Origin of the sequence: Streptomyces atratus, assembly GCF_900119365.1 — a bacterium.
GTDB lineage: Bacteria > Actinomycetota > Actinomycetes > Streptomycetales > Streptomycetaceae > Streptomyces > Streptomyces atratus_B.
The window spans coordinates 27,168-50,313 of sequence record NZ_FPJO01000009.1 but is presented as its reverse complement, the minus strand read 5'-3'; the positions used below and the strand labels follow the sequence as shown (position 1 = coordinate 50,313).

At 69.9% G+C, this 23,146-nt stretch carries 20 protein-coding genes and 2 pseudogenes; 15 read left to right on the top strand and 7 right to left on the bottom strand.

What is annotated here, in order from left to right:
• Nucleotides 1-28 precede the first annotated feature (28 nt).
• Together BT364_RS17400 and BT364_RS17395 are read right to left on the bottom strand one after the other, a co-directional pair.
• Complete coding sequence (locus BT364_RS17400) at nucleotides 29-1,651, bottom strand: ABC transporter substrate-binding protein (protein WP_256259945.1); 1,623 nt, start codon at nucleotides 1,649-1,651, stop codon at nucleotides 29-31.
• Nucleotides 1,652-1,757: 106 nt separating this feature from the next.
• Entirely contained in the window at nucleotides 1,758-3,455 is a 1,698-nt protein-coding gene (locus BT364_RS17395) for an amidohydrolase (RefSeq protein WP_072486094.1), read from the bottom strand.
• 128 nt (nucleotides 3,456-3,583) lie between these two features.
• On the opposite strand from BT364_RS17395, the gene BT364_RS17390 reads away from it, so the two are divergent.
• The 4 genes from BT364_RS17390 (at nucleotide 3,584) to BT364_RS17375 (ending at nucleotide 7,764) form a co-directional block, all read left to right on the top strand.
• Nucleotides 3,584-4,279, top strand: coding sequence for a TetR/AcrR family transcriptional regulator (locus tag BT364_RS17390; protein ID WP_072486093.1), 696 nt, complete (start codon nucleotides 3,584-3,586; stop codon nucleotides 4,277-4,279).
• Between the two features lie 709 nt (nucleotides 4,280-4,988).
• The gene (gene pcaDC, locus BT364_RS17385) at nucleotides 4,989-6,266 is read left to right on the top strand and encodes a bifunctional 3-oxoadipate enol-lactonase/4-carboxymuconolactone decarboxylase PcaDC (RefSeq protein WP_072486092.1); all 1,278 of its coding nucleotides are present in this window, start codon (nucleotides 4,989-4,991) and stop codon (nucleotides 6,264-6,266) included.
• 13 nt (nucleotides 6,267-6,279) lie between these two features.
• Complete coding sequence (locus BT364_RS17380) at nucleotides 6,280-6,936, top strand: MBL fold metallo-hydrolase (RefSeq protein ID WP_072486091.1); 657 nt, start codon at nucleotides 6,280-6,282, stop codon at nucleotides 6,934-6,936.
• Between the two features lie 48 nt (nucleotides 6,937-6,984).
• Nucleotides 6,985-7,764 carry an exodeoxyribonuclease III gene (locus BT364_RS17375; RefSeq protein WP_072486090.1) on the top strand — a complete coding sequence of 260 codons (780 nt, stop codon included), beginning with the start codon at nucleotides 6,985-6,987 and terminating at the stop codon, nucleotides 7,762-7,764.
• Nucleotides 7,765-7,887: 123 nt separating this feature from the next.
• Here the strand turns inward: BT364_RS17375 and BT364_RS17370 are convergent, their stop codons facing one another.
• Nucleotides 7,888-9,066, bottom strand: coding sequence for a Cmx/CmrA family chloramphenicol efflux MFS transporter (locus BT364_RS17370; RefSeq protein WP_072486089.1), 1,179 nt, complete (start codon nucleotides 9,064-9,066; stop codon nucleotides 7,888-7,890).
• Between the two features lie 722 nt (nucleotides 9,067-9,788).
• Nucleotides 9,789-9,962 carry a hypothetical protein gene (locus BT364_RS41560; protein ID WP_177328154.1) on the bottom strand — a complete coding sequence of 58 codons (174 nt, stop codon included), beginning with the start codon at nucleotides 9,960-9,962 and terminating at the stop codon, nucleotides 9,789-9,791.
• Nucleotides 9,963-10,486: 524 nt separating this feature from the next.
• On the opposite strand from BT364_RS41560, the gene BT364_RS17365 reads away from it, so the two are divergent.
• A complete protein-coding gene (locus tag BT364_RS17365) occupies nucleotides 10,487-10,915 on the top strand; it encodes a hypothetical protein (RefSeq protein ID WP_143166502.1) in 429 nt (142 codons plus the stop codon).
• Between the two features lie 91 nt (nucleotides 10,916-11,006).
• On the opposite strand, the pseudogene BT364_RS17360 reads toward BT364_RS17365, so the two are convergent.
• Nucleotides 11,007-11,432 (bottom strand): annotated as a pseudogene (locus tag BT364_RS17360) (transposase); the annotation flags it as partial.
• 316 nt (nucleotides 11,433-11,748) lie between these two features.
• Between BT364_RS17360 and BT364_RS17355 the strand changes: the two are divergent.
• From BT364_RS17355 to BT364_RS17335, 5 genes are all read left to right on the top strand, one after another.
• Entirely contained in the window at nucleotides 11,749-12,189 is a 441-nt protein-coding gene (locus BT364_RS17355) for a DUF6278 family protein (RefSeq protein WP_072486087.1), read from the top strand.
• Between the two features lie 123 nt (nucleotides 12,190-12,312).
• The gene (locus BT364_RS17350; protein WP_072486086.1) at nucleotides 12,313-13,056 is read left to right on the top strand and encodes an amino acid ABC transporter ATP-binding protein; all 744 of its coding nucleotides are present in this window, start codon (nucleotides 12,313-12,315) and stop codon (nucleotides 13,054-13,056) included.
• 13 nt (nucleotides 13,057-13,069) lie between these two features.
• Nucleotides 13,070-13,981, top strand: a complete 912-nt coding sequence (locus tag BT364_RS17345) for a glutamate ABC transporter substrate-binding protein (protein WP_072486254.1) — start codon at nucleotides 13,070-13,072, stop codon at nucleotides 13,979-13,981.
• Between the two features lie 17 nt (nucleotides 13,982-13,998).
• A complete protein-coding gene (locus BT364_RS17340) occupies nucleotides 13,999-14,643 on the top strand; it encodes an amino acid ABC transporter permease (RefSeq protein WP_072486085.1) in 645 nt (214 codons plus the stop codon).
• On the top strand, nucleotides 14,640-15,512 hold the full coding sequence (locus tag BT364_RS17335; RefSeq protein ID WP_072486084.1) for an amino acid ABC transporter permease: 873 nt from the start codon (nucleotides 14,640-14,642) through the stop codon (nucleotides 15,510-15,512). Before BT364_RS17340 ends, BT364_RS17335 begins: the two co-directional genes overlap by 4 nt.
• Before the next feature lie 59 nt (nucleotides 15,513-15,571).
• Here BT364_RS17335 and BT364_RS17330 read toward each other — a convergent pair.
• Together BT364_RS17330 and BT364_RS17325 are read right to left on the bottom strand one after the other, a co-directional pair.
• A pseudogene (locus BT364_RS17330) lies at nucleotides 15,572-15,892 on the bottom strand (CocE/NonD family hydrolase C-terminal non-catalytic domain-containing protein); the annotation flags it as partial.
• Between the two features lie 81 nt (nucleotides 15,893-15,973).
• The gene (locus BT364_RS17325; RefSeq protein WP_072486083.1) at nucleotides 15,974-17,182 is read right to left on the bottom strand and encodes a L,D-transpeptidase; all 1,209 of its coding nucleotides are present in this window, start codon (nucleotides 17,180-17,182) and stop codon (nucleotides 15,974-15,976) included.
• 225 nt (nucleotides 17,183-17,407) lie between these two features.
• On the opposite strand from BT364_RS17325, the gene BT364_RS17320 reads away from it, so the two are divergent.
• From BT364_RS17320 to BT364_RS17300, 5 genes are all read left to right on the top strand, one after another.
• Nucleotides 17,408-18,574: a lipid II:glycine glycyltransferase FemX gene (locus BT364_RS17320; protein ID WP_072486082.1), complete on the top strand. Its 1,167-nt coding sequence runs from the start codon at nucleotides 17,408-17,410 to the stop codon at nucleotides 18,572-18,574.
• Nucleotides 18,571-20,235, top strand: coding sequence for a murein biosynthesis integral membrane protein MurJ (gene murJ / locus BT364_RS17315; protein WP_072486081.1), 1,665 nt, complete (start codon nucleotides 18,571-18,573; stop codon nucleotides 20,233-20,235). Before BT364_RS17320 ends, murJ begins: the two co-directional genes overlap by 4 nt.
• A gap of 67 nt (nucleotides 20,236-20,302) precedes the next feature.
• Nucleotides 20,303-20,986 carry a response regulator transcription factor gene (locus BT364_RS17310; RefSeq protein ID WP_072486080.1) on the top strand — a complete coding sequence of 228 codons (684 nt, stop codon included), beginning with the start codon at nucleotides 20,303-20,305 and terminating at the stop codon, nucleotides 20,984-20,986.
• Nucleotides 20,983-22,419 (top strand): sensor histidine kinase, encoded by a 1,437-nt coding sequence (locus tag BT364_RS17305; protein WP_072486079.1) that lies wholly within the window; start codon nucleotides 20,983-20,985, stop codon nucleotides 22,417-22,419. Before BT364_RS17310 ends, BT364_RS17305 begins: the two co-directional genes overlap by 4 nt.
• A complete protein-coding gene (locus BT364_RS17300) occupies nucleotides 22,416-22,949 on the top strand; it encodes a hypothetical protein (protein ID WP_072486078.1) in 534 nt (177 codons plus the stop codon). Before BT364_RS17305 ends, BT364_RS17300 begins: the two co-directional genes overlap by 4 nt.
• Nucleotides 22,950-23,146: the final 197 nt, after the last annotated feature.

Sequence of the window (23,146 nt, the reverse complement as noted above, 5' to 3'; positions counted from 1 at the left end):
ACCCCAAGGGCCCGGGTGGTCGTACGGCTCACTTCTTGGCCCCGATCTCGGCAGCCCACGGGTAGTAGAGGTGGGCGACCGACGGCTGGACGCCGGTGATCCGGTTGCCGAGGAAGACGCTCGTGGGCTGCGTGTACAGGGGCAGCCAGGGCAGTTCCCGCAGGGCGATCTTCTGCGCCTTCGCGCTCGCCCCGGCCCGCGCGGCCGGATCGTAGGTGCCTGCGGCGTCCTCGACCGCCTGGTCGAACTCCTTGTTCGACCAGCCGCCGTAGTTGGTGAACATGCCGGTCTCCAGAGAGCCGTACACATCCAGCGGGTCGGTGATCGACGTGTACCAGAAGGTCAGGAAGAGGTCGACTCCCTTGCGGGCGGCGGCGTCGGTGAAGAGCGTCGAGTACTTCTCCGGCGACAGCGTCTCGATCTTGGGGTCGAGGCCGATGGCCTTGGCGGCCTGCTCGACGGCCTGCGCGACGATCGTGGTCTGCGAGTCGAGGGGGCTGGTCGCGATGACGATCCGCTCCCCCTTCACCCCGGCCTTCTCCGCGATCTCCTTGGCCTTCGCCGGGTCGTACGGGTAGTGCGGCACGTCCTCGATGATGGCCTTGCGGTCCGCAGGGGGCGCCTGGTCCCACATGTTGTCGGTGACGAGGGAGTCGGCGACCTCGCCCACCCCGCCGGCGCCGGCCTTGACGATGCCCTTGCGGTCGATGGCCATGAGCAGGGCCTTGCGCACCTCGGTGTCACCGAGCGGGCCCTTGAGGTTGCTGACGATCTCCTCGGCGACGGTGCTGTTGACGCCGTAGTAGAGCTTGCCGGCCGTGGACGAGCCGAGCTGGTCGTAGGCGTCGGCCGGGACCATCCAGCCACCGTCCACCTCACCGCTCTGGAAGGCGTTGACGCGGGTCGTCGCGTCGCTCAGGAACACGAACTTGACCTGGCCCGCCTTGGGCTTCAGCTCGGTGTTCCAGTAGCCGTCGAACTTCTTCAGGGTGAGCGACTGGCCCGACGCCCAGGACCCGAACGAGAACGGACCCGTGCAGTTCACCCCGCCCTTGGGACTGCCGTAGTCCTTGCCCGCCTTGGCGAGCGTCGCGGCCGACTCGATGGTTCCCGAGCTGGTGGCCATCTCCTGGTTGAAGACCGCGTCCGGCTTCGTCAGCTTGACGGTGACTTCCAGCGGCCCGGTCATGTCGATCGACTTCACGTTGCGGAACGTGTTCTCCCACGCGCTGCCCACGGCGGGGTCCATGTGGCGGCGCAGCGAGGCGACGACGTCCTTGGCGGTGAGGACCGTCCCGTCGTGGAAGCGCACGCCGGGACGGATCTTGTAGACCCAGGTGGTGGGAGTCGGATTGGTGAACGAGGATGCCAGGTTCGGCGACGTCGTCAGGTCCGGGTTCCAGCGCAGCAGGCTCTCGCAGACGTTGGCGAGGATCTGGTTCGGCGGGTAGTCGTAGGCGTAGACGTAGTCGAGCGAGGAGGGCTCGCCGTAGATCGACCAGGTGAAGGAGTCGATGTCGCCCGCGGCGGCGGGCGTCTGCTTGGTCAGCTTGTACGACGTGCCGGCGTCGGCGTCCTTGTCCGGGTTCGCCGTGCCGCTGCACGCACTGGTGATGAGAACGGCGCTCGCCGCGAGGAGGGTCCCCGCCACGCGGCGCACCGCCCGCATCCGTGTCGGCCCTCTGGATCCTGCACTCTGCGTTGGCACTGTCTGTCTCCGTCCGGGGTGGGCTCGATGAAGTGCGTGGGGGGTTGCGTCAGTCGGTCGACGCGGTGGGCGCGGTCGTGTTCGCGTCGAACACGAGGCGGCCTTCGACGTACGTCCGGCGTACCCGGACGTCGCCTATCTCGTCGGCGGGGCGCGTGAACGGGTCACGGTCGAGGACGACGAGGTCCGCGTACTTGCCCACCTCGACCGTGCCGGTCACGTCGTCGAGGTGGTTCACCCAGGCGGTGCCCGCGGTGTACGCGGTGAGCGCCTCGGCCAGGGTCAGTGCCTGTTCCGGGTAGAACGGCGGATACGTCTCGCCCTCGGGGAGTTCCTGGGCGGGGGCGGCACGGTTGACCGCGACGTGGATGCCCCACAGCGGGTTGGGGCTGCTCACCGACCAGTCGCTGCCGGCGGCGAGGTGGGCGCCGGCACGACGCAGATCCCCGAAGGGGTACTGCTGGGCGGCGCGTTCGGCCCCGAGGAACGGGATGGTCAGCTCGTCCATCTGGGGTTCGTGGGCGGCCCACAGCGGCTGGATGTTCGCGGCGACGCCCAGTTCCGCGAAACGCGCGATGTCATCGGGGTGGACGACCTGGAGGTGGGCCAGGTGGTGCCGGTGGTCGTTGGCACCATTGGCTGCACGGGCCTCGCCGAGCGCGTCGAGTGCCTCGCGCACGGCACGGTCGCCGAGTGCGTGGAAGTGGACCTGGAAGCCGGAGCGGTCGAGCGCGCACACCGCTTCCTTCAGCAGTCCGGGCTCGACGAAGCTCAGGCCGGAGTTGCCGGTTGAGCAGCCGCAGCTGTCCAGATAGGGCTCCAGCATCCCGGCGGTGAAGTTCTCCGCGACGCCGTCCTGCATGATCTTGATGCTGGTGGCCGCGAAACGGCCCGCCTGCCCGATGCGGCGGCGCTCCTCCAGCTCCGGAAGCTGCTCCATTCCGCGGTTCCGGTCCCACCACAGGGCGCCGACGACCCGGGCGAGCAGCGAACCTTCGCGGGCCGCACGCAGGTAGACGGGCAGGTTGTCCGGGTAGCCGTGGAACGAGCCGATCATGGCGTCCTGCCACCCGGTCACCCCGAGTGAGAACAGGTACTCCTGCGCGGCGAGCAGCCCGGCGTACGTCTCGTCCTCGGTCGCGACCGGAACATGACGGGCCACCAGCTCCACCGCGCCCTCGTGCAGGGTGCCGGCCGGGGTGCCGTCCGCCTCCCGCTCGATACGGCCGTCGGCCGGGTCCAAGGTGTGCCGGTCGACACCGGCGATCTCCAGCGCGCGGGTGTTGACCCAGGCGCCGTGGCCGTCGCAGTTCACGAGCAGCACGGGCCGGTCGGGCACCACCGCGTCGAGCATGGAGCGCGTCGGCGTGCCGCCCGGGAAGCAGTCCATCGACCAGCCGCCGCCACGGATCCAGGCCACGTCCGGGTGGTCCTTGGCGTACTGGGCCACCACGTCGAGACAGCCCTCGGCGGTGGTCTGCTCGCTCTGGTCGCAGCCGAGCATCTGGGTGCCACCCATCACGGGGTGGATGTGCGCGTCCTGGAATCCGGGGACGAGCAGGCCGCCCTCCAGGTCGACGACCTCCGTACCGGCACCGGTCAGCGCGCGCACCGTACCCACGTCGGCGACGGCGATGATCCGGCCGCCCGCGACGGCGACGGCGGCGTCCACCGGGACGGGGCCCGCTCCGGTGAAGACCCGGCCCCCGACGAAGACGGTGTCGGCCCGTTCGCTGCTGTGCGCCATCGATTCAACCTCCAGCAGGGCGGAATGACCCGCCCGACGTTTTCGTTGAGGAGGAGTGAACGACAGCGCAACAGCACTGTCAACAGTGTTGCGCCCACTGGATCCCGAACCGATACACTGGCCGCACCATGCCGAAGTCACCCGCCACCAAGGCCCGGAGCAAGCGCGCCGGCAGTCAGCTCACGCCCGGTGCGATCATCGACGCGAGCCTGCGCATTGCCGCCCGCGGAAGCGAGCACGCCTTCACCGTCCGGCGCCTGGGCGAGGAACTCGGGGCGGATCCGACCGCGATCTACCGGCACTTCCGCGACAAGGACGAGCTGTTGCTGTCGGTCGCCGACCACATGCTCGGCGAGGCGCTCGACGCCATCCCCGACGGCCTCGACTGGAAGGCCCGCATCCGGGCACTCGCCGACGCCTCCCTCGCGGTCGCCCTCAAGTACCCGGTGGTGGGCTCCGCCATGGCGAGCCGGACCACGCGCCGCTCCAACGAGTTCCGGGTCGTCGAGCTCATCCTCGGCGCCGTCCGGGAGGCCGGCCTGGAGGGATCCGAGGCCGCCGTCCACTACCGCATGATCGGGGACACCCTCCTCGCGTACGTGGGTCAGCAGGCCGCCTTCCTGCTGTTCGACGCGGACGCCCGCGCGGCCGACGACTCCGCGTGGAACCGCGAGTACCGGCTGGTCGACCCGCAGCGCTTCCCCCACATCACCGGCCTCAGTGGCGAACTCGCCGAGGTGACGGACGAGCAGATCTTCGACGCCACGGTCGAGGCCCTGATCTCGACTGTCGAGAAGCGCGCCGCGACTCCTCGGGGCGCGTGACCCGGGTCGGCCCAACGCCAGGCGGTCCGGCTCGGCCGTCCGTCGGTCCGTGGAGCGTGGGCGGAGCCATCCACTGATGCCGCTCTCCGGGGAGGCCGAGCCCGGGCCGATCCGTGGCACGGGCCCTGCCGGAGGGGTTCCGGCAGGGCCCGTCGGCCCATCGGCCTCCGCTGCGGGAGGCCGAGGCCCGTGAGGATCTCGTGCTCGCCCGCGAAGTGGGTGTTGCCCTGGCGGACGCCCTCGTAGCCCACGTACCGGTGGGCTTACCCGGTGGGCCAGGCGGAGTACGAGCCGTACGCGTTCGGGTTGAGCGGCCAGGCGGCCGGCGTGGCCTTGCCGGTCCAGTGGGCGGTCAGGCCCGGGAAGACCGAAGACGGAACTGGTCCACCGCCTGGTGTGAAAGCTGCTCGCAACCCGGATCTCGGAAGGCTTTGAGGTGAGTCATGCTGAGCTTTGGGGAAGCCACCACAAGCGCTGCTGCCACCGGGTTGCCCGGAAGCTGTGACCGAGGCGGCTCCGGGTGCAGGGACTGGGAGCGGGCGCGCGCCTGGAAGATCCACCGTCGACAGGGGCACGAGTACACGCCGGGCAACCAACTACCTGGTGCCCGGGATTCCGGCAGTGCCCGGGCCTGTCGCCAAGAGAAGGTCAGAAACCGCTGGGTTCCCCCAGCGACGTGAGATCTCGTGGGATATGGGAGCGTGAGCGGGTGAGTGAGACGACGAATGAAACCCTGCAATACCGCTTTGACGGGCCAGAAGACGCACCGATCCTGGTCCTGGGCCCCTCCCTCGGCACCTCATGGCACATGTGGGACCGGCAGATACCGGAGCTCACCCCGCACTGGAGGGTCTTCCGCTACGACCTCCCGGGTCACGGCGGCGCCCCCGCCCACCCCGCCACCGCCATCGGTGACCTCTCCGACCGGCTGCTCGCCACCCTCGACGGACTCGGCGTCCAGCGCTTCGGATACGCGGGCTGCTCCATCGGCGGTGCGATCGGCGCCGACCTGGCGCTGCGCCACCCGCACCGGGTCGCCTCGCTGGCCCTGGTCGCCGCCTCGCCCCGGTTCGGCAGCGCCGACGAATTCCGTCAGCGCGGGGTGGTGGTGCGCACCAACGGGCTGGAGCCGATGGCACGTACCGCACCCGAGCGCTGGTTCACCCCCGGGTTCGCCGCCGCGCAGTCGGCCATCGTCGACTGGGCCGTCCAGATGGTCCGCACCACCGACCCCGGCTGCTACATCGCCGCCTGCGAGGCCCTCGCCGCCTTCGACATCCGTGGCGAACTCGGCCGCATCACCGCCCCGACCCTCGTCCTGGTCGGTGCCGAGGACCGGGTCACCGGACCGGGCGACGCCCGCGTCCTGGTCGCGGGCATACCGGACGCCCGGCTCGCCCTCGTCCCCGGCGCCTCCCACCTCGCCCCGGTCGAGCAGCCCGGAGCCGTCACCGATCTGCTGCTCACCCACTTCTCGGCGGCCTGGCAGGACACCCTCGCCGCCATCCCCGTCCCGCCGTCCACCCCGCAGCTCTCCGCGCCCGTGCTGCCCGTCGCGGAGATCACCGCCGCCGCCCCGCAGCCCCAGCCCGGGACCGATGGGCGCCCCGACCCGTACGAGCCCGGCCTGAAGGTGCGCCGCGAGGTGCTGGGCGACGCCCATGTGGACGGGGCCCTGGACGCCGCCGACGACTTCACCGAAGACTTCCAGGAGCTGGTCACCCGCTACGCATGGGGCGAGGTGTGGACCCGGGAGGGCCTGGACCGCCGCACCCGCAGCTGCGTCACGCTCACCGCGCTGGTCGCCTCCGGCCGTCTGGAGAGCCTGGCCGCGCATGTCAGGGCCGCCCTGCGCAACGGCCTCACCCCGACCGAGATCAAGGAGGTGCTGATGCAGACCGCCGTGTACTGCGGCGTGCCCGCCGCCGGTGCCGCCTTCTCCGTCGCCCAGACCGTGATTCAGGAAGAAACGCGGCCCCGCCCGTAGCAGGATGGGAGCCATGGACGCCGTGAACCCCATGCACCTGACACTGACCAAGAAGACGCACTCCTGCGTCCGTCTGGAGAAGGGCGGGCGGACGCTCGTCATCGACCCGGGCGGCTTCTCCGAGCAGGACGCCGCCGTCGGCGCCGACGCGATGCTGGTGACGCACGAGCACCCCGACCACTTCGACGAGGGACGGCTGCGCGCGGGCATGGAGGCCAACCTGGCCGCCGAGATCTGGACCCTGCGCAGCGTCGCCGACCGGCTCACGGCGGCCTTCCCCGGCCGGGTCCACACCGTCGGCCACGGCGACACCTTCACCGCGGCGGGCTTCGACGTACAGGTGCACGGCGAGCTGCACGCCGTCATCCACCCGGACATCCCGAGGATCACCAACATCGGCTTCCTGGTGGACGGCTCGCTCTTCCACCCGGGCGACGCGCTCACCGTCCCCGACCGGCCGGTCGACACCCTGCTGCTCCCGGTGATGGCCCCCTGGAACAAGATCTCCGAGGTCATCGACTACGTACGCGAGGTCAAGCCGCGGCGCGCCATCGACATCCACGACGCGCTGCTCACCGATCTCGCCCGCCCGATCTACGACAACCAGATCGGCAGCCTCGGCGGCGCCGACCACGGCCGGCTGGTCCCGGGGGAGTCGACCGGCCTGTGACCGGTGCCCGTCCGGCGGCTGTCAGTGCCAGCCGCTAGGTTTACGTACATGCGCATCGCCACCTGGAACGTCAATTCGATCACCGCCCGGCTCCCGAGACTGCTGGCCTGGCTGGAGAGCAGCGGCACGGATGTGCTGTGCATCCAGGAGACCAAGTGCACCGCCGAACAGTTCCCGGCGGACGCGCTCCGCGAGCTCGGCTACGAGTCCGCGGTCAACGCCACCGGCCGGTGGAACGGCGTGGCACTGGTCTCCCGGACCGGCCTGTCCGACGTGGTCGAGGGACTGCCGGGCGGCCCGGACTACGACGGGGTGCAGGAGCCGCGGGCGATCTCCGCGACCTGCGGCCCGGTCCGGGTCTGGTCGGTCTACGTGCCCAACGGCCGCGAGGTCGAGCACCCGCACTACGCGTACAAGCTGCGCTGGTTCGAGGCCCTGCAGAAGGCCGTCGCCGCGGACGCAGCCGGCTCGCAGCCGTTCGCGGTCCTGGGCGACTTCAACGTGGCCCCGACCGACGAGGACGTCTGGGACCCGGCGCTGTTCGAGGGCGCCACGCATGTCACCCCCGCCGAACGCGCCGCCCTCGCCGCACTGCGCGAGGAAGGGCTGTCGGACGTGATGCCGCGCCCGCTCAAGTACGACCGCCCGTACACCTTCTGGGACTACCGGGAGCTGCGCTTCCCGAAGAACAAGGGCATGCGGATCGATCTGGTCTACGGCAACGCGCCCTTCGTCGCGGCGGTCGAGGACAGCTATGTGGACCGCGAGGAGCGCAAGGGCAAGGGCGCGTCCGACCACGCCCCGGTGGTCGTGGACCTCGGCATCTGAGGCCCGTTGTCAGTGGCGGCCGATAGCGTGGTTCCCGTCCCTGTTCCGCTTGCTGGCTGCTTGCTGTGACCAGGACGGCCCCGCCCGTTCAGCGCCGGGCGGGGCTCCATTCACGGCTGCCGGTCAGACCGCGGCGATGCCGTCCCGGCCGCGATCGGCGGCACGGCCCATCCCCAGTGCCGCCCCGGCGGTGCCCAGGGCCAGGACCATCAGCAGGGCGCTCACCCACAGTGGCGACCGGAAGCCGAAGCCCGCGCCGATCGCCAGGCCGCCCAGCCAGGGTCCGAGCGCGGCACCCACATTGAACGCGGCCGTGGCGAACGAGCCGGACAGGGTCGGTGCGTCGGCCGCCAGCCGGAACACCCAGGAGATCAGTGCCGTGCCGGTGCCGAACGCGAGCATTCCCTGGACGAGTACGAGCGCCACCGTCGCCGACGGGCTGCCCGCGGTCAGTGCCAGCCCGGTCCAGCCGGTCACCAGCGCCACCAGACCGGTCGCGGTGAAGGCGACCGGCCTGGTGTCGACGAGCCGGCCGGCGACCGTGACGCCGATGAACGATCCCAGTCCGAAGAGCGCCAGCAGCCCGGGGACCCAGCCCGAGGCGAGCCCGGTGACATGGGTGGCGAGCGGTTCCACGTAGGAGAACGCGCAGAACGTCGCCCCCTGCACGAGGGCGCTCGTCAGCAGGGTCAGCAGCAGCCGCGGGCCGGCCAGGGTCCGCAGCTCCACGCTCGCGGGGGCGGGGGTGGACTTCGGCCGCCCCGCCGGAACGGTCCTGGCGATCACGAAGACAGCCGGTACGGAGACCAGGGCCACGGCCCAGAACGCCGACCGCCACCCCCAGTGCCCGCCCAGCGCCGCACCGGCGGGCACCCCGGCCACACAGGCGACGGTGACGCCCCCGACCACCACCGAGGTGGCGCGTGCCCGTGCCTCGGGCCCGACCATGGAGACCGCGGTCACCAGGGCCACCGCCCAGAAGCCCGCATTGGCCAGCGCCCCGACGACCCGTGTCGCGAGGAGCAGTCCGTAGCCGGGAGTGAGCGCGCCGACGACATGGACGGCGGCGAAGACACAGAGGAAGAACAGGAGGGCGCGGCGGCGCGGCCAGTTCCGGCTGAAGAGCGCCGTCAACGGCGCCCCGACGATCATTCCGATCGCGAAGGCCGAGGTCAGCAGCCCCGCGGCGGGGATGGACACGCTCAGGTCGGCGGCGATGTCCGAGAGCAGACCGGAGAGCATGAATTCGGAGGTGCCCTGGGCGAAGACGGCGAGCCCGAGCGCGTAGACGGCGAATGGCATGAAGGAACCCCATGGACGGCAGTTGGATGGACCAGGCAGGGGGTGTGGGCCCACGCCCGCCCGTCGCGACGGGCGGCAACGCGGAAGAACGTCCTGGGAGTTCATGGACGTGACCCGGCGACGGCGGCAGACGCCGGAGCCGGAGAGTCCGTGCATGGCCGCATCGAGAGCGGTTCATGAGCGCGGACGGGAAGAGCGCAGCCCACACAGCGGTGGTCCTGTGGCGGCAGCCGACGGGAATCGGCTCCGGGCCGATACTCGGCGCGAGGGGAGCGATTCTGCGGCGGATCAGCCACCGGCGGACCGGTGGCTAGCCTCTGTCGGACTCGGGGCTGGACATGATCGTGAAGCTACCAGCCCGGGACGCCTCGCCTCCACCCCTTTTTCGGCCGGTGACCCGCGGATACCCGGACCTGACCGATCCCGTCCACCGGCGAGCAGTTCACCCTTGATGGCCGGGCTCGGCGGCGTACGGGCACCGGAAGTATCGCCGTACAAGTCCGCATGATCCACGGAAGGCAGACGTGACCACCTTCGACGATCTTCCCCCCGTCTTGTACTCCGCCCACCGCGGCGGCGCCGGCGAGAGTCCGGAAAACTCCTGGAGGCACTCCGCGCGGCCGCGCCGTGGGCTCATCGCATTCGCGCCCATGGCTGGGTGCGGCTACGAGACCGCCCCGCCCGGACGGGGTGGACGTGAATCAGCTGTTGCGCCGTGCAGGTCAGGCTGCTGTGACGACATCCGCCCGGACCGCACCTTCCCACTCCACCAGCAGCCGCTGATACTCCGCCTCACCCTCCGGCGACAACGGGCCGGCCGCCCACAACGCTCGGATGTCCGAGTTCACCGCGGCGGGGGAGCGCACAGGGGTGGCAGGCGAAAACTTGATCGACATAGGAACAGGCTACGGCGAGGGACTGACAATGGTGCCAACCGCGTCGAGGACGAGAGGGTGGCGTGGCAGCCCTGCACCGTCATGGCGCATGCCGCAGGGCTGGACGCACAGCCGCTGCTCGAGCATGCGCTCAATCGAACGGGTCATGTCCCCTGGTGTGGTGTAGCGGCGGGCAGCTGTTCTCTGCCCTGGGTGGTCAGCAACCTGTCGCGGTGCCCGTCGCGTCAAGTGGTGATGGCATGGCCGTCGTGTGCGCCGGGCCGGGAAGCGGTTCGCGAAGAAGGCGATCCATGGGCTGTTTGCGGCCCGACCGCGATCGGCCGCTGTGGTTGCGGTACTTCGCTGCCGTACCGCCTCACGCCTCGCGAAGAGTGGCCGTCGACAACTACGACTTGAACGCGTTCAAACTCCGTGCCAGGGTACGGCATGAGTTCTTGAGCCCATCGGTCGCGCACGCGGCCTGCGGAACCCGCTAGGGGTGGAGTGTGTTGCGTTCCTGTCGTACTGCGCTGATCTTGCTCGCCATGGCCCTCGCCCTGACGGCCTGCGGAAGGTTCACCGTCATGCCGCCGCCCGACGGCGAACCGGTCGTTCTGAAGCCGGCCGAACTTGCGACCACGTGGACCGATGCCGACGGCGGCACCCTCACGCTGAAGCAGGACGGGACGTTCATCGCCGATAAAGTCTGCGTCGCCGTCAGCTGGTACGACGGTTTGGCCTGGTCCGGAACAGGCTCCTGGGAGCAAGGCTCCAACAAGAAGCAAAGCTTCGTCGCTGTTTCCTTCGATGCCGCTCACCCCGTGGGCTTCGACGCCGCTCACCCCAAAACGTTTGAGCGGGAGCCGGCCTCCTACGCCGCCTTGAGGCAAGGCAAGGTCCTGAAGCTCTGGGTCGCCGTCGGCGATCCGGACAACGATTATCCGAACTGCGTCCTGACCAGCCCGGCGAGCTGACCCGGCTGTCGCGCGGCCGGGTGACCTGCACAAGGTCCGGCATCGCAAAAGCGCGGTTCTCGTCGATCGTGTCCTGCCGTGATGGAGGGGATCAGCCCTCGGTAGTGCCGGGGAGGGCCTCGGTGTCGGCGGTGGCGTAGAGGGTGGCCATGCTCTCTTCCGAGAGGTAGCGGCGGGGGAAGGCGATCCATTCGTCGTGCATTTCGGCCAGCACTGCGGTGGCCAGTCGTAGGACGGCCTCGGGGCTGGGGAAGACCTGGACGACGTCGGTGCGGCGTTTGATCTCGCGGTTGATCCGTTCCAGCGGGTTGGTGGAACGGAATTTTTCCCAGTGCGGCTGGGGGAAGTCGGCGAAGCCGGTGAGGTCCTCCTTCGCCTCCAGCAGCATGGGTTTGACCTTGGGGAACTGTCTGCCGAGCATGTCGGCGACGGTATCCACCTGGGCCCGGACTGCCTCAGCGGTGGGCTGGGCGAAGATGGTGCGGATGGTCGCGGCGACCATCTCCCCGGTGCCCTTTTCGGGACACGATCATCGAAAACGGGTGATCGCCGCGGAGTGAGTCGTCTCCGTCGTTGGCCGCATTGCCGGTCCCGGGTCGCGGTCCACGCCCCCGAGGTGCAGCGACCTGGGGCCGGTTTTGTGTCATGGTGAGCTGATGGTCGCACTTCGCTGTGCCGGCCTGGTGGGGTCCGGTGGGAGTCGAGTGGGAGATGATCATGGTGAACGTGAGCCAACTGACGCTGACTGGAACTGACTGTCGGTGGTCGATCGTGCTGAGCGCTCCCCGGGTGTGGGCTGAATTGGGCGGCAGCGGCCCCGTGGGGATCTGATCATGAACATCCCTTTCCTGGGCAACTGGCGTAAGCGTCACGACGGTGTGCGGGGGGCCGGGCTCGCCGCCGCAGTCGCAGCCGATCCCGATGGCGTGGCCGAGCTTCTCGCCGAGTGCGAGCTGCTGCGCGTCCGGGCGGGGCAGCGCGGGCTCGAACTCGACGACAGTCCGGCCTCGTTGGTGGCTCTCGATCAGTTGCCGCCGCGCTGGCGCGACGACCCGGAGGAGCTGCCTTGGCTGGGCAACGACGCAGGGCTGTACCTCGGGACGGTCCTGGTGCGCAATGTACCCGGCGCGGTCTGGAGCATCCGGCCCGGCGGGCAGCCCGTGGTGCGGCTCGCCTCCGGGCGGGAGATCGATGTGGTCGAGGCCGGACTGGACTGGGCGATGGCGGGCAGCCCCGAGCTCTCGCAGGTGTACTCGGAGTCGGCCGAGAGGTAGGAGTTTCACTACAATTGAATAAGAAGCCTTATGCCCCATTTATGCGTGTCGGTGACGAAGTCCCTTTTCGGGCTGGATAGTTTGCGCTGACCTCGACACAGCGAAAAGTGGGTAGGGCAGCGTATGGCCGTCGATCCGTTGATCGAGCTGCGGGACGTCAACAAGTACTACGGACAGTTGCACGTACTGCGGGACATCAATCTCACCGTCGGACGCGGGGAGGTGGTGGTGGTCATCGGCCCCTCCGGCTCCGGCAAATCGACGCTCTGCCGGACCATCAACCGGCTGGAGACGATCGAGTCCGGCCGTATCGCGATCGACGGCAGACCTCTCCCCGAGGAGGGGAAGGGCCTCGCCCAGCTCCGGGCCGAAGTGGGCATGGTCTTCCAGTCGTTCAACCTGTTCGCGCACCGGACCGTGCTGGCCAATGTCTCGCTCGCTCAGCTCAAGGTCCGCAAGCGCAAGAAGGACGAGGCGGACCGGCGCTCCCGCGAACTGCTGGAGCGGGTCGGACTCGCCTCGCAGGCCGACAAGCTCCCCGCGCAGCTCTCCGGCGGCCAGCAGCAACGCGTCGCCATCGCCCGCGCCCTCGCCATGGACCCCAAGGCGCTGCTCTTCGACGAGCCCACCTCGGCGCTCGACCCGGAGATGATCAACGAGGTGCTGGAGGTCATGCAGCAACTCGCCCGGGACGGCATGACCATGGTCGTCGTCACGCACGAGATGGGCTTCGCCCGCTCCGCCGCCAACCGCGTGGTCTTCATGGCCGACGGACGCATCGTCGAGGACCGCACTCCCGAGGCGTTCTTCACCGCGCCGGAGAGCGACCGCGCCAAGGACTTCCTGTCCAAGATCCTCAAGCACTGACGGGGGCTCCGTGTTGCGTACGAGAAGAGTTCTGGCCGCCTGCGCCGGACTGCTGCTGGCCGTGCTCGCCGCCGCGTGCGGCAAGGAGGGCAGCCCGCCGGTGAAGGGCCCCAAGCCCGAACAACTGCCGGTGTACAAGGTCGACACCGCCTTCCGGCTGCCCGCCTCGCCGACCTGGACGAAGGCGAAGAAGCGCGGCTACCTCCGGGTCGGGGCCAAGGAGGACCAGCCCTACCTGGGCGAGAAGGACCCGGCCACCGGCATCTACTCCGGCTTCGACATCGAGATCGCCAAGATGATGTCGGCCTCGCTCGGCTTCGACCCGAAGACGATCCGCTTCAAGACGATCGCCTCCGCCAACCGCGAGACGGCGCTGCAGAACGGCCAGATCGACTACTACGTCGGCACCTACACCATCAACGAGATGCGCAAGAAGCTCGTCGGCTTCGCCGGTCCCTACTACATGGCCGGACAGGGCCTCCTCGTCCGCACCGACGAGCACGACATCAACGGCCCGCAGGACCTGGCCGGCAAGACGGTCTGCTCGGCCGCCGGGTCGACCCCGTACCAGCGCATCGCCGCCGACTATCCGAAGGCGATCCTGGTCGCCTACGACACGTACTCGATCTGCGTCGACAACCTGCTGACCTACCAGGTCGACGCCGTCACCACCGACGACGCCATCCTGCTGGGCTTCGCGGCCAAGGCGCCCAAGGAGATGAAGGTCGTGGGCAAGCCGTTCTCCCAGGAGCCGTACGGCATCGGAGTCCCGCGCAGCGACAACGCGCTGCGGTTCGCCCTCAACGACGCCCTGGAGGCGAACGAGAAGAACGGCAACTGGAAGAAGGCGTTCGAGGCGACGCTCGGTCTTTCCGGGGTGCCCGCGCCGAAGCCGCCGCCCATCGACCGCTACCCGGCCACCTGAGAGGGCGGGCATCGACCATGGACGTACTCACCGAGAATTTCTCGCTCTACGGCAAGGGTTTCCTGGGCACGGTCGAACTGACCGTCTACTCCTCGATCCTCGCCCTGCTCCTCGGCTTCATCATGGCCTCCTTCCGGGTGGCCCCCGTCGGCTCGCTGCGGGTACTCGGCACGGTCTGGGTGATGGTGCTTCGCAACACCCCGCTGACGCTGCTCTTCTTCGCGGTCCTGCTCGGACTGCCCCGCTTCGGCCTGGTCCTCCCTTTCAAGGTCTTCGCGGTCCTGGCGCTCGGCTGCTACACCTCCGCGTTCATCTGCGAGGTGCTGCGCTCGGGCATCAACACCGTGCCGACGGGACAGGGCGAGGCGGCCCGCAGCCTCGGCATGACGTTCGGCCAGACACTGAGCACCGTGGTGCTGCCCCAGGCGTTCCGGTCGGTGATCCCGCCGGTCGGCTCCACCCTCATCGCCCTCGCCAAGAACTCGGCGATCGCCGGGGCGTTCAGCGTCACCGAACTGCTCGGCACCTACAAGACCCTCAACGAGCTGGGCTACAGCATCATCTGGACCTTCGTCTGGATCGCCGTCGGCTACCTGATCATCACCCTGTCCATCAGTGCGCTCTTCAACGTGATGGAGAAGCGCTGGGGAGTCGCCCGATGACCACCCGCACCGCGCCGTCCGCCACGGCGCTCTACGACATCCCGGGCCCGGCGACCCGCAAGCGCCATCTCCTGTACGGGATCGTCTCGACGGCCCTGATCCTCGCCCTGCTCGGCTGGGTCGTCTATCTGCTCTTCGACACCGAACAGTTCACCAGCGCCAAGTGGACCCCCTTCACGTACAAGGGAATCCAGGAACTGCTGCTGCGCGGACTGGGCAACACCCTCAAGGCGTTCGCGTACGCCGCGGTGCTCTCCCTCCTGCTCGGCGCGATCCTCGCCGTGGGCCGGCTCTCCGATCACCGGCCGGTGCGCTGGATCGCGACGCTGCTCGTGGAGTTCTTCCGGGCCATGCCCGTACTGGTGATGATCTTCTTCATCTTCGTGGCGCTGAAGGTGCAGCCGCTGCCCGCCCTGGTCACCGGTCTGACCCTGTACAACGGCTCGGTGCTCGCCGAGGTGTTCCGCACCGGGATCGTCTCGGTGGAGCGCGGCCAGTCCGAGGCTGCGTACGCCCTGGGCCTGCGCAAGACACAGGTCACCACGTTCGTACTGGCCCCGCAGGCGGTGCGGGCCATGCTGCCCACGATCATCAGCCAGCTGGTCGTGGCGCTGAAGGACACCTCGCTCGGCTATCTGATCACCTACGAGGAATTCCTGCACGCGGGCAAGCTCATCGCGTCCAACCTCGACTACGATCTTCCCTTCATCCCCGTGGTGATGGTGATCTCGCCGATCTACATCGGGATGTGCATGCTGCTCTCCTGGTTCGCGACCTGGGTGGCCGAGCGGGAACGGCGCAATCCGAAGATGAAGGCCGTGGAGATCGCACCGGCTGAACCAGGAACGCTGCTGCCGGGAGTGCAGTAGCCGGGGTCCGCCGCGAGGTGGTCCCAGCAGGGCGTTGCCCGCCCGGCAGCAGCCGGTGATCACTTCTCGCGCAACGGTACGGACACGTACGACGGGTCCGCCGGGGACGAGGAGAAGGTCAGCTGTGATCCGGTCGGGTTGTGCTCGATGGACAGCGGGTCGACGGTGTCGATCACCAGGGTGAGACGGTGACCGGCCGGAACGTCGTAGGCGGTGGAGAACAGCTCCAGGTCTATGGGGAACGGCCGGCCCGGCGTCTGCCCGTGGAAGGTATAGGGGGCGTTGCTGACCAGCTTGCCGAGGCCGAGCGGCCCTTCGTCGTGGAGATACGCGACGAAGGTGCCGCTTTCCTCGTTCGCGGTCACCGTGGTGTGGAGCACTCCAGGCGCTTGGAACCGCTGAGCTACGTGAGGGTAACAATCGTTGGTCCCGCCGTCGGGGGCCCGTCGCGGTTCCGGCCGTTACAGCGCGCTCTTTGCCTGCCAGTCGGACCACGACACGTTCCACGCTCCGTATCCGTTGCCCTCCGCGACCGTGCCCTTGGCGTCCGCGCCGGTGATCTCGAACGGGTCGCCGACCCGCACCTGCTGGTAGAGCGCGGCGGCGTTGGCGTCGCTCATCCCGACACAGCCCGAACTGTGGTTGGCCACCCCGAAGTAGGCCGCGTTCCACGGCGCCGCGTGAGCGTACATCCCCGACCAGGTCAGCCGCATCGACGAGTCGACCATCTTGTCGTAGGCGTCGCCGAGGCCGACCGTCTCGGAGCGCATGTTGATCGTGCCCTCCTTGGCCATCAGCACGGCGGTGCCGCGCCAGGACGCCTTCTCGCCGCCGGGGGTGCCGGCCGACATGGGCACGTCCATGACGGTCTTCCCGTCCCGCTTCAGCGCCAGCCGGTGGCGGTCGAGGTCGACCTTGACCACCTGGTCGGCGCCGATCGTGAAGGTGGTCCGGTAGTCGCGCACGAACCAGCCGCCGGACGGGCCCGAGTCGATGCCGTTGAGGTCGGCGTCGAGCGTGACCTTCGTACCGGACTTCCAGTATTCCTTGGGCCGCCAGTCGACGCGGTCCTTGCCGGAGTAGTCCTGCAGCCAGCCCCAGGAGCCCTCGGTGTTGTTCGAGGTGGAGACCTTCAGGGCCTTCTCGACCGCGGCCTTGTCCTTGACCGGGTTGTCGAAGACGATCGAGAGCGGCTGGGCGATGCCGACCGTGGTGTTCTTACCGGGGGCCAGCGTCAGCTTGTTGACCTTGTCCGCGGCGGCGGTGGTGAAGCCGGCCTCGGCGCTGCCACCCGCGGTGTTCTTCGCCTCGACGCCGTACGCGGTGCCGGGCGCGGCCGGCCGGTCGGAGGTCCACGTCCTGCCGTCGGCGGATATCCGGCCGGTCAGGGCCTCGCCCCCCTTCGCGCTCACCGTGACGGTCTTCAGCTTCCCGCTGTCGAGCGTCACCCTCACCGGCGTCCCGGGGGCGGCCTGGCTGCCCCGGAGGTTCACCGAGATCCTGGCCTCGGATGCCTGTGCGGCCGCGCTCCCCTTGCCCGAGTCCGGCGCGGCGGCACCGGAACAGGCGGTGAGCGCGGTACCGAGCACCGCGGTACCGGCGATCAGGGCGAGCCGGACCGGGCGGCCGAGCGGAGCGGTACGGCGTACGGACCGGGGTGCAGCGATCAACGGAAAAACCTCCAAGGCATTGCTTCTCGTCGATGGAGAGGTGTTCATCCGACGATAGGTTCCGCAAATCGGCCGAAAGCCGGGAAATGCCCTGTGTGACATGTACCGCAGCACAACGGTCATCGTCCGGTCACATACGCCGCTCGGCTCCGTCATGGACCGCTGTGAGCATCCTGTGCGGCCCCGCAGAGCCGACAGCGGGGCGGACCAGGGAGGGCTACGAACATGTCAGCGCTGCTCGCGACCGGAGACCGCCGCCATGACCAGGAGCTGCGGATACGCGGACTGACCGCCGCCGAGCACCGGGCGTTCCTGGCCACCCGTCCCGGGGCGAGCTTTCTGCAGTACCCGTCCTGGGCCGGGGTGAAGGACCGCTGGACCTCCGAAATGGTCGGCTGGCACACCGGAGCCGGTGAACTGACCGGCGCCGCCCTGGTGCTCTACCGGCAATTCCCGGGAACCCGCAAGTACTTCGCGTATCTGCCCGAGGGCCCGGTCGCCGACTGGGCCGACCCGGACCTCGACGGCTGGCTCGGTCCGCTCATGGCGCATCTGCGCAGGGCCGGCGCCTTCGCCGTACGGATCGGTCCCTCACCGGCGTACCGCCGCTGGGACACCGGCCGTCTCAAGGCGGCCACCGGGCCGGGCCGGAAGGTCTCCGACGTGCTGGCGAGCGAGGTGGACCCGCTCGGCGCGGCCGTCGCCGAACGACTGAGGGCGCGCGGCTGGCACCGCTGCGGCGGCGACGGCGGCGAGGACGCCGACGCACAGCCGCGCCATGTCTTCCATGTGCCGCTCGCCGGACGGACCCCCGGCCAGCTCTGGTCCGGGCTCAATCAGGAATGGCGCCGCAACGTCCGCAGGGCCGAGAAGTCCGGGGTGCGGATCGTCATCGGCGGCGAGTCCGAACTCCCCGAGTTCCACCGGCTGCTGCGGATCACCGAGGAACGCGACGGCTTCCGGCTCGGCCGGTCCCTCGCTTACTACCAGCGGCAGTACGCCGTGCTCAACGCCGAACAGCCCGGCCGGATGCGGCTCTACCTCGCCGTCCACCAGGGCGAGATCCTGGCCGCCCACACCATGATCAGCACCGGCCGGCGGGTCTGGTACCAGACCGGGGCGTCCGCCGACCATCGTCGCGAGGTCCGCCCCAGCAACGCGTTGCAGTGGCGGATGATGCTCGATGCCCACGGGCTCGGTGCCGATGTGCACGACATGCGCGGGGTACCCTCCACCCTTGACCCCGACGACCGCCCCTTCGGGCTGCTCCGCTGGAAGCTCGGCACCGGCGGTCAGGTCGTCGAGACGCTCGGAGAGTGGGAGACATCGGTGGGCGGAGCCACGAACAACACCCTGTACCGGGCGTTCCAGGCGTACCTGGCCCGCCGATGACGGCCACCGGAGCGACCGCCACGGCGGTCGCGGAAGACAAGCCCCGCTCGGTGCTGCGCAACGGCGCCGTCATGGCGGCCGGCTCCGTCGTCTCCCGGGCGACCGGCTTCATACGCTCGGCGGTCGTCGTCGCCGCGCTCGGCACCGGACTCAAGGCCGACGGGTACAACGTCGCCAACACCGTGCCCAACATCCTCTACGTCCTGCTCATCGGCGGCGCGCTCAACGCGGTGTTCGTCCCGGAGCTGGTGCGGGCGGCCAAGAACCACGCCGACGGCGGAGCCGCGTACACCGACCGGCTGCTGACCCTCTGCACCGTCGGCCTTCTCGCCCTCACCGGCATCACCGTCCTCGCCGCCCCGTGGATCGTCGCGGTCTACGCCCCCGGCTACCACGGCGCACAGGCGGACACGACCGTCGCCCTGGCCCGCTACTGCCTGCCGCAGATCCTCTTCTACGGGCTGTTCACCCTCCTCGGGCAAGTACTCAACGCCCGGGGCCGGTTCGGCGCGATGATGTGGACCCCGGTCCTCAACAACATCGTCATCATCGCCGTGTTCGGGATCTACCTCGTCGTCGCGGCGGGCTCCCACGGCACGCTCACCCCGGCACAGACCCGGTGGCTCGGCTGGGGCACGACGGCAGGGATCGTCGTCCAGACGCTCGCCCTGGTGCCCGCGCTGCGCGCCGCCGAGTTCCGCTGGCGGCCCCGGTTCGACTGGCGGGGCAGCGGCCTCACCCGGCCACTGCGCGCGGCCGGCTGGCTGGTCACACTCGTGCTGACCAACCAGATCGCCTACTGGGTGGTGACCCGGCTCTCCACCACCATCGGCCAGCGCGCCGCCGACATGGAACTGGCGGGCGGCGCCGGCTACACCGCGTACAGCTACGCCTATCAACTGTGGGTGGTGCCGCACGGCATCGTGACCGTCTCGCTCGTCACCGCGCTGATGCCCCGGATGAGCCGGGCCGCGGCCGACAACGACCTGCCGGGCCTGCGGCGCGACGTCTCGTACGCACTGCGCACCTCGGCCGCCGTCGTGGTGCCCGCGGTGGCGCTGCTGTTCGCGCTGGCACCGTGGGTGATGGGAGCGGTGTACGGGTACGGGGCCACGGGCGACGCGGACATCGCCGTGATGGCGGGCATGACGATGGCGTTCGCGCCCGGACTCATCGCCTACTCGGGGCAGTACGTGCTCTCCCGGGCCTTCTACGCCATGAGCGACACCCGCACGCCGTTCTTCCTCAATCTGGTGATCGCGGCGCTCAACGCCGGGCTCTCGGCCGCCGCGTATTTCCTGCTGCCGGTCCGCTGGGCCGTGACGGGGATGGCCGGTGCCTACTCCGTCGCGCTGTTCGCCGGCTTCGCGGCTACCGCGTACGTGCTGCACCGAAGGCTCGGCCGGGGCGACGCCGCCGGGACCTCGCCGCTGCGTTCGTCCGCGCTGTGGGCGCAGCTCCGGCTGGTGGCGGCGTCCGTGCCCGCCGGGCTGCTGGGGTACCTGGCCGCCCGGAGCTGCGCGGGGCTCGGGGACTTCGCGGCGGTGGGCGCGGGCTCCTTCGTGCTCCTGCTCACGGTGGCGCTGCTGGCTCGGCCGCTGCGGCTGCGGGAGGTCAGCGCCGTGATCGCGGCGGGCCGGGGACGGCTGCGGCGGGCATGAACCCGCCGGGCAGACCTGTCTGCTCACCCATTCGAATCCGTTTCTTGATCGCTGGGATACTGCTGCCATGCCTCGCGTGCTGCTGATCGAAGACGACCCCTCCGTACGGGAAGGGGTCGAGCTGGGGCTGCGCCGGCGCGGCCACGAACTGCGCGCCGTGGAGAGCGGTGAGGCGGGGCTGGCCGCGCTGGGGGAGTTCCGGCCCGATCTGGTCCTCCTGGACCTGATGCTCCCCGCCATGAACGGCGTCCAGGTCTGCCGCCGGATACGTGAGACCAGCCAGCTGCCGATCATCATGCTCACGGCCCGGGGCGACGACTTCGACGTGGTCGTCGGGCTGGAGGCCGGCGCCGACGACTACATCGTCAAGCCGGCCCGTACCGAGGTGATCGAGGCCAGGATCCGTGCCGTACTGCGCAGGCTCGCCGAACCGGCCGGGCGCGGCGGCACCGAGATCCACGGCGAACTGGCCGTCGACCGGGCCGGACTCTCGGTGACCAAGGCCGGGCAGCCCGTCCTGCTCGCTCCCTCCGAACTGAAACTGCTGCTCCACCTGTCTGCCTCGCCCGAGCAGGTCTTCAGCAGGCAGCAGCTCCTCGAATACGTCTGGGAGCACAGCTACCACGGGGACGCCCGTCTGGTCGACGCCTGTGTACGGCGGCTGCGGCAGAAGATCGAGGACGTGGCGGGCAGCCCGCGGTACATCCAGACCGTACGCGGCTTCGGATACCGCTTCGGACCGCTCGGGTGAAGCTCTTCGCCGCTCGGTTCGGACTGCGTACCCGTCTCGTCGGAGCCTTCCTCCTGGTCGCGGCGATCAGCGCCGCCACCACCGCCACCCTCACCTACCGCGAGGCCCGCTCCGCCATCCTCCAACAGGCCCAGGACACGGCCGTCGACCAGTTCCGCGACCGGATCGGCTCCCAGGCCGTGACCCTGCCGGTGGACGAGGAACAGCTGCGGCGGGCCTGCCGGAGCCTCGCCAGGGAGGGCAAGCCGCACCCCTGGATCGTCTTCGCCGAGTACGGGACGATCCGGGCCTCCTCCGCGGACCGGCCCACCTCCGACGTGATCACCCCCGAACTGCAGGCCGCCGCCCGCGGCAACGCGCACGGCTCCTTCCAGCGGGTCGTCAAGGACGGTGTGCCCTGGCTGACCGTCGGGATGCCCGCCCTCATCGACCGCGGCGACGGGGGCCAGCCCACCGGGCTCGTCCTCTACGCCGTGATGCGGCTCTCCACCGAGGAGGCCAATGTCGAAGCCATGGTGGCCGCGGCCCGCGACGGCGCCTTGCCCGCCCTCCTGATCGCACTGGTGCCGGCACTGCTCGCGGCCCGCAGCGTGCTGCGCCCGGTACGCGATCTGCGGCGGGCCGCCGCGGGCATCGGCCGGGGCGAGCTCGACACCCGGATCGAGGTCCGGGGCTCCGACGAACTCGCCGGACTCGCCCGGACGTTCAACGACTCCTCGACGAAGCTCCAGGAGTCGGTGGCGGAGCTCCGGCAGGCGGAGGCGCGGGCCCGGCGCTTCGCCTCCGACGTCTCGCACGAGCTGCGCACCCCGCTCGCCGGGATGCTCGCCGTCACCGAGGTGCTCGACGAGGACGCGGCCCAGCTGAACCCCGACACCGCGGCGGCCGTCCGGCTGATCAGCGCCGAGACGGGCAAGCTCGCCACCCTCGTCGAGGACCTGATGGAGATCTCCCGCTTCGACGCCAGGGCCGCGGATCTCCACCTGGACGAGGTCGATGTCGCCGAAGCGATCCGCAAGACCTTGCAGAACAGGCACTGGGAGGACCGGGTCGGCACCGAACTCCCCGACGGAATAAGGGCGATGATCGATCCACGTCGCTTCGACGTCGTCGTCGCCAACCTCGTCGGAAACGCCCTGCGGCACGGTGCGGAGCCCGTCACCGTATGGCTGCGCACCGAACAAAGGGGCGCGGCGGACCGGCTGGTGGTCGAGGTCGCGGACAGCGGCCCCGGCATCGACCCCGCCGTGCTGCCCCACATCTTCGACCGGTTCTACAAGGCAGACGCGGCCCGTACCCGGTCGGCCGGCAGCGGACTCGGGCTGGCGATCACCCAGGAGAACGTACGGCTGCACGGCGGCACCGTGCGCGCCGCGGGCGGGCCCGGGGGCGGCGCGGTCCTCACCGTGGAGCTGCCGCTGGAGGGGCCGTGAGAGGCGTACGCGCCCTCGGCGCCCTGCTGCCCCTCGCCCTGCTGGCGACCGGATGCGGGATACGGGCCACGGATGTCGTCGAGGTCGGCGGCCCGGCGATCGTCGAGGTGGCGCCGGGACGCGAGCAGAGCACACTGCTCTACTTCGTGTCCTCCTCGTCCGCGAACCGGCTGATGCCCGTCGTACGGCCCATCGAGATGCCGTCGGAAGGAGCCTCGGCGGGCGGTTCGGGTGTGGAGTGGTTTCGCGGGCCCGGCCGGGCTGTCTCCCAGCTCTTCGAGGGGCCGAACAAGAGCGAGGTCGCGTCCGGTCTGCGCACCGAACTCCCCTACGCCCGCGTCGATCTGAACATCGATCTGGGCCCGGACGGGGTCCTGGTCCGGTTGAACACGGCTGTCACCACACTCTCCGAGGTCGCCCGCCAGCAGCTGATCTGCACCGCCGCACAGGCCCGCACCGCGGACCGGGGCGAGGCGGTGAAGGTGGTCGGCACCGACGGCGTCATCGGACCGGCCCGCTGCTCGGTGTGACCCGCGCCTGCGCCGTGTTGTGTCTGCCCCGGCGGCGGACTCGGCCCGTCGCCCGGTGCGAATCGGGGATCGCCTGCTGTCCGCGGAACAGCAGGAGTGGGTTCAGACCCGCATCTTGCGCCGCGCCCGGGGAGGCTTGCGACCGGTCTCGGCGCCCACCGCGAACACGGTACCGGTGTGCGTGCCGCGCAGACGAC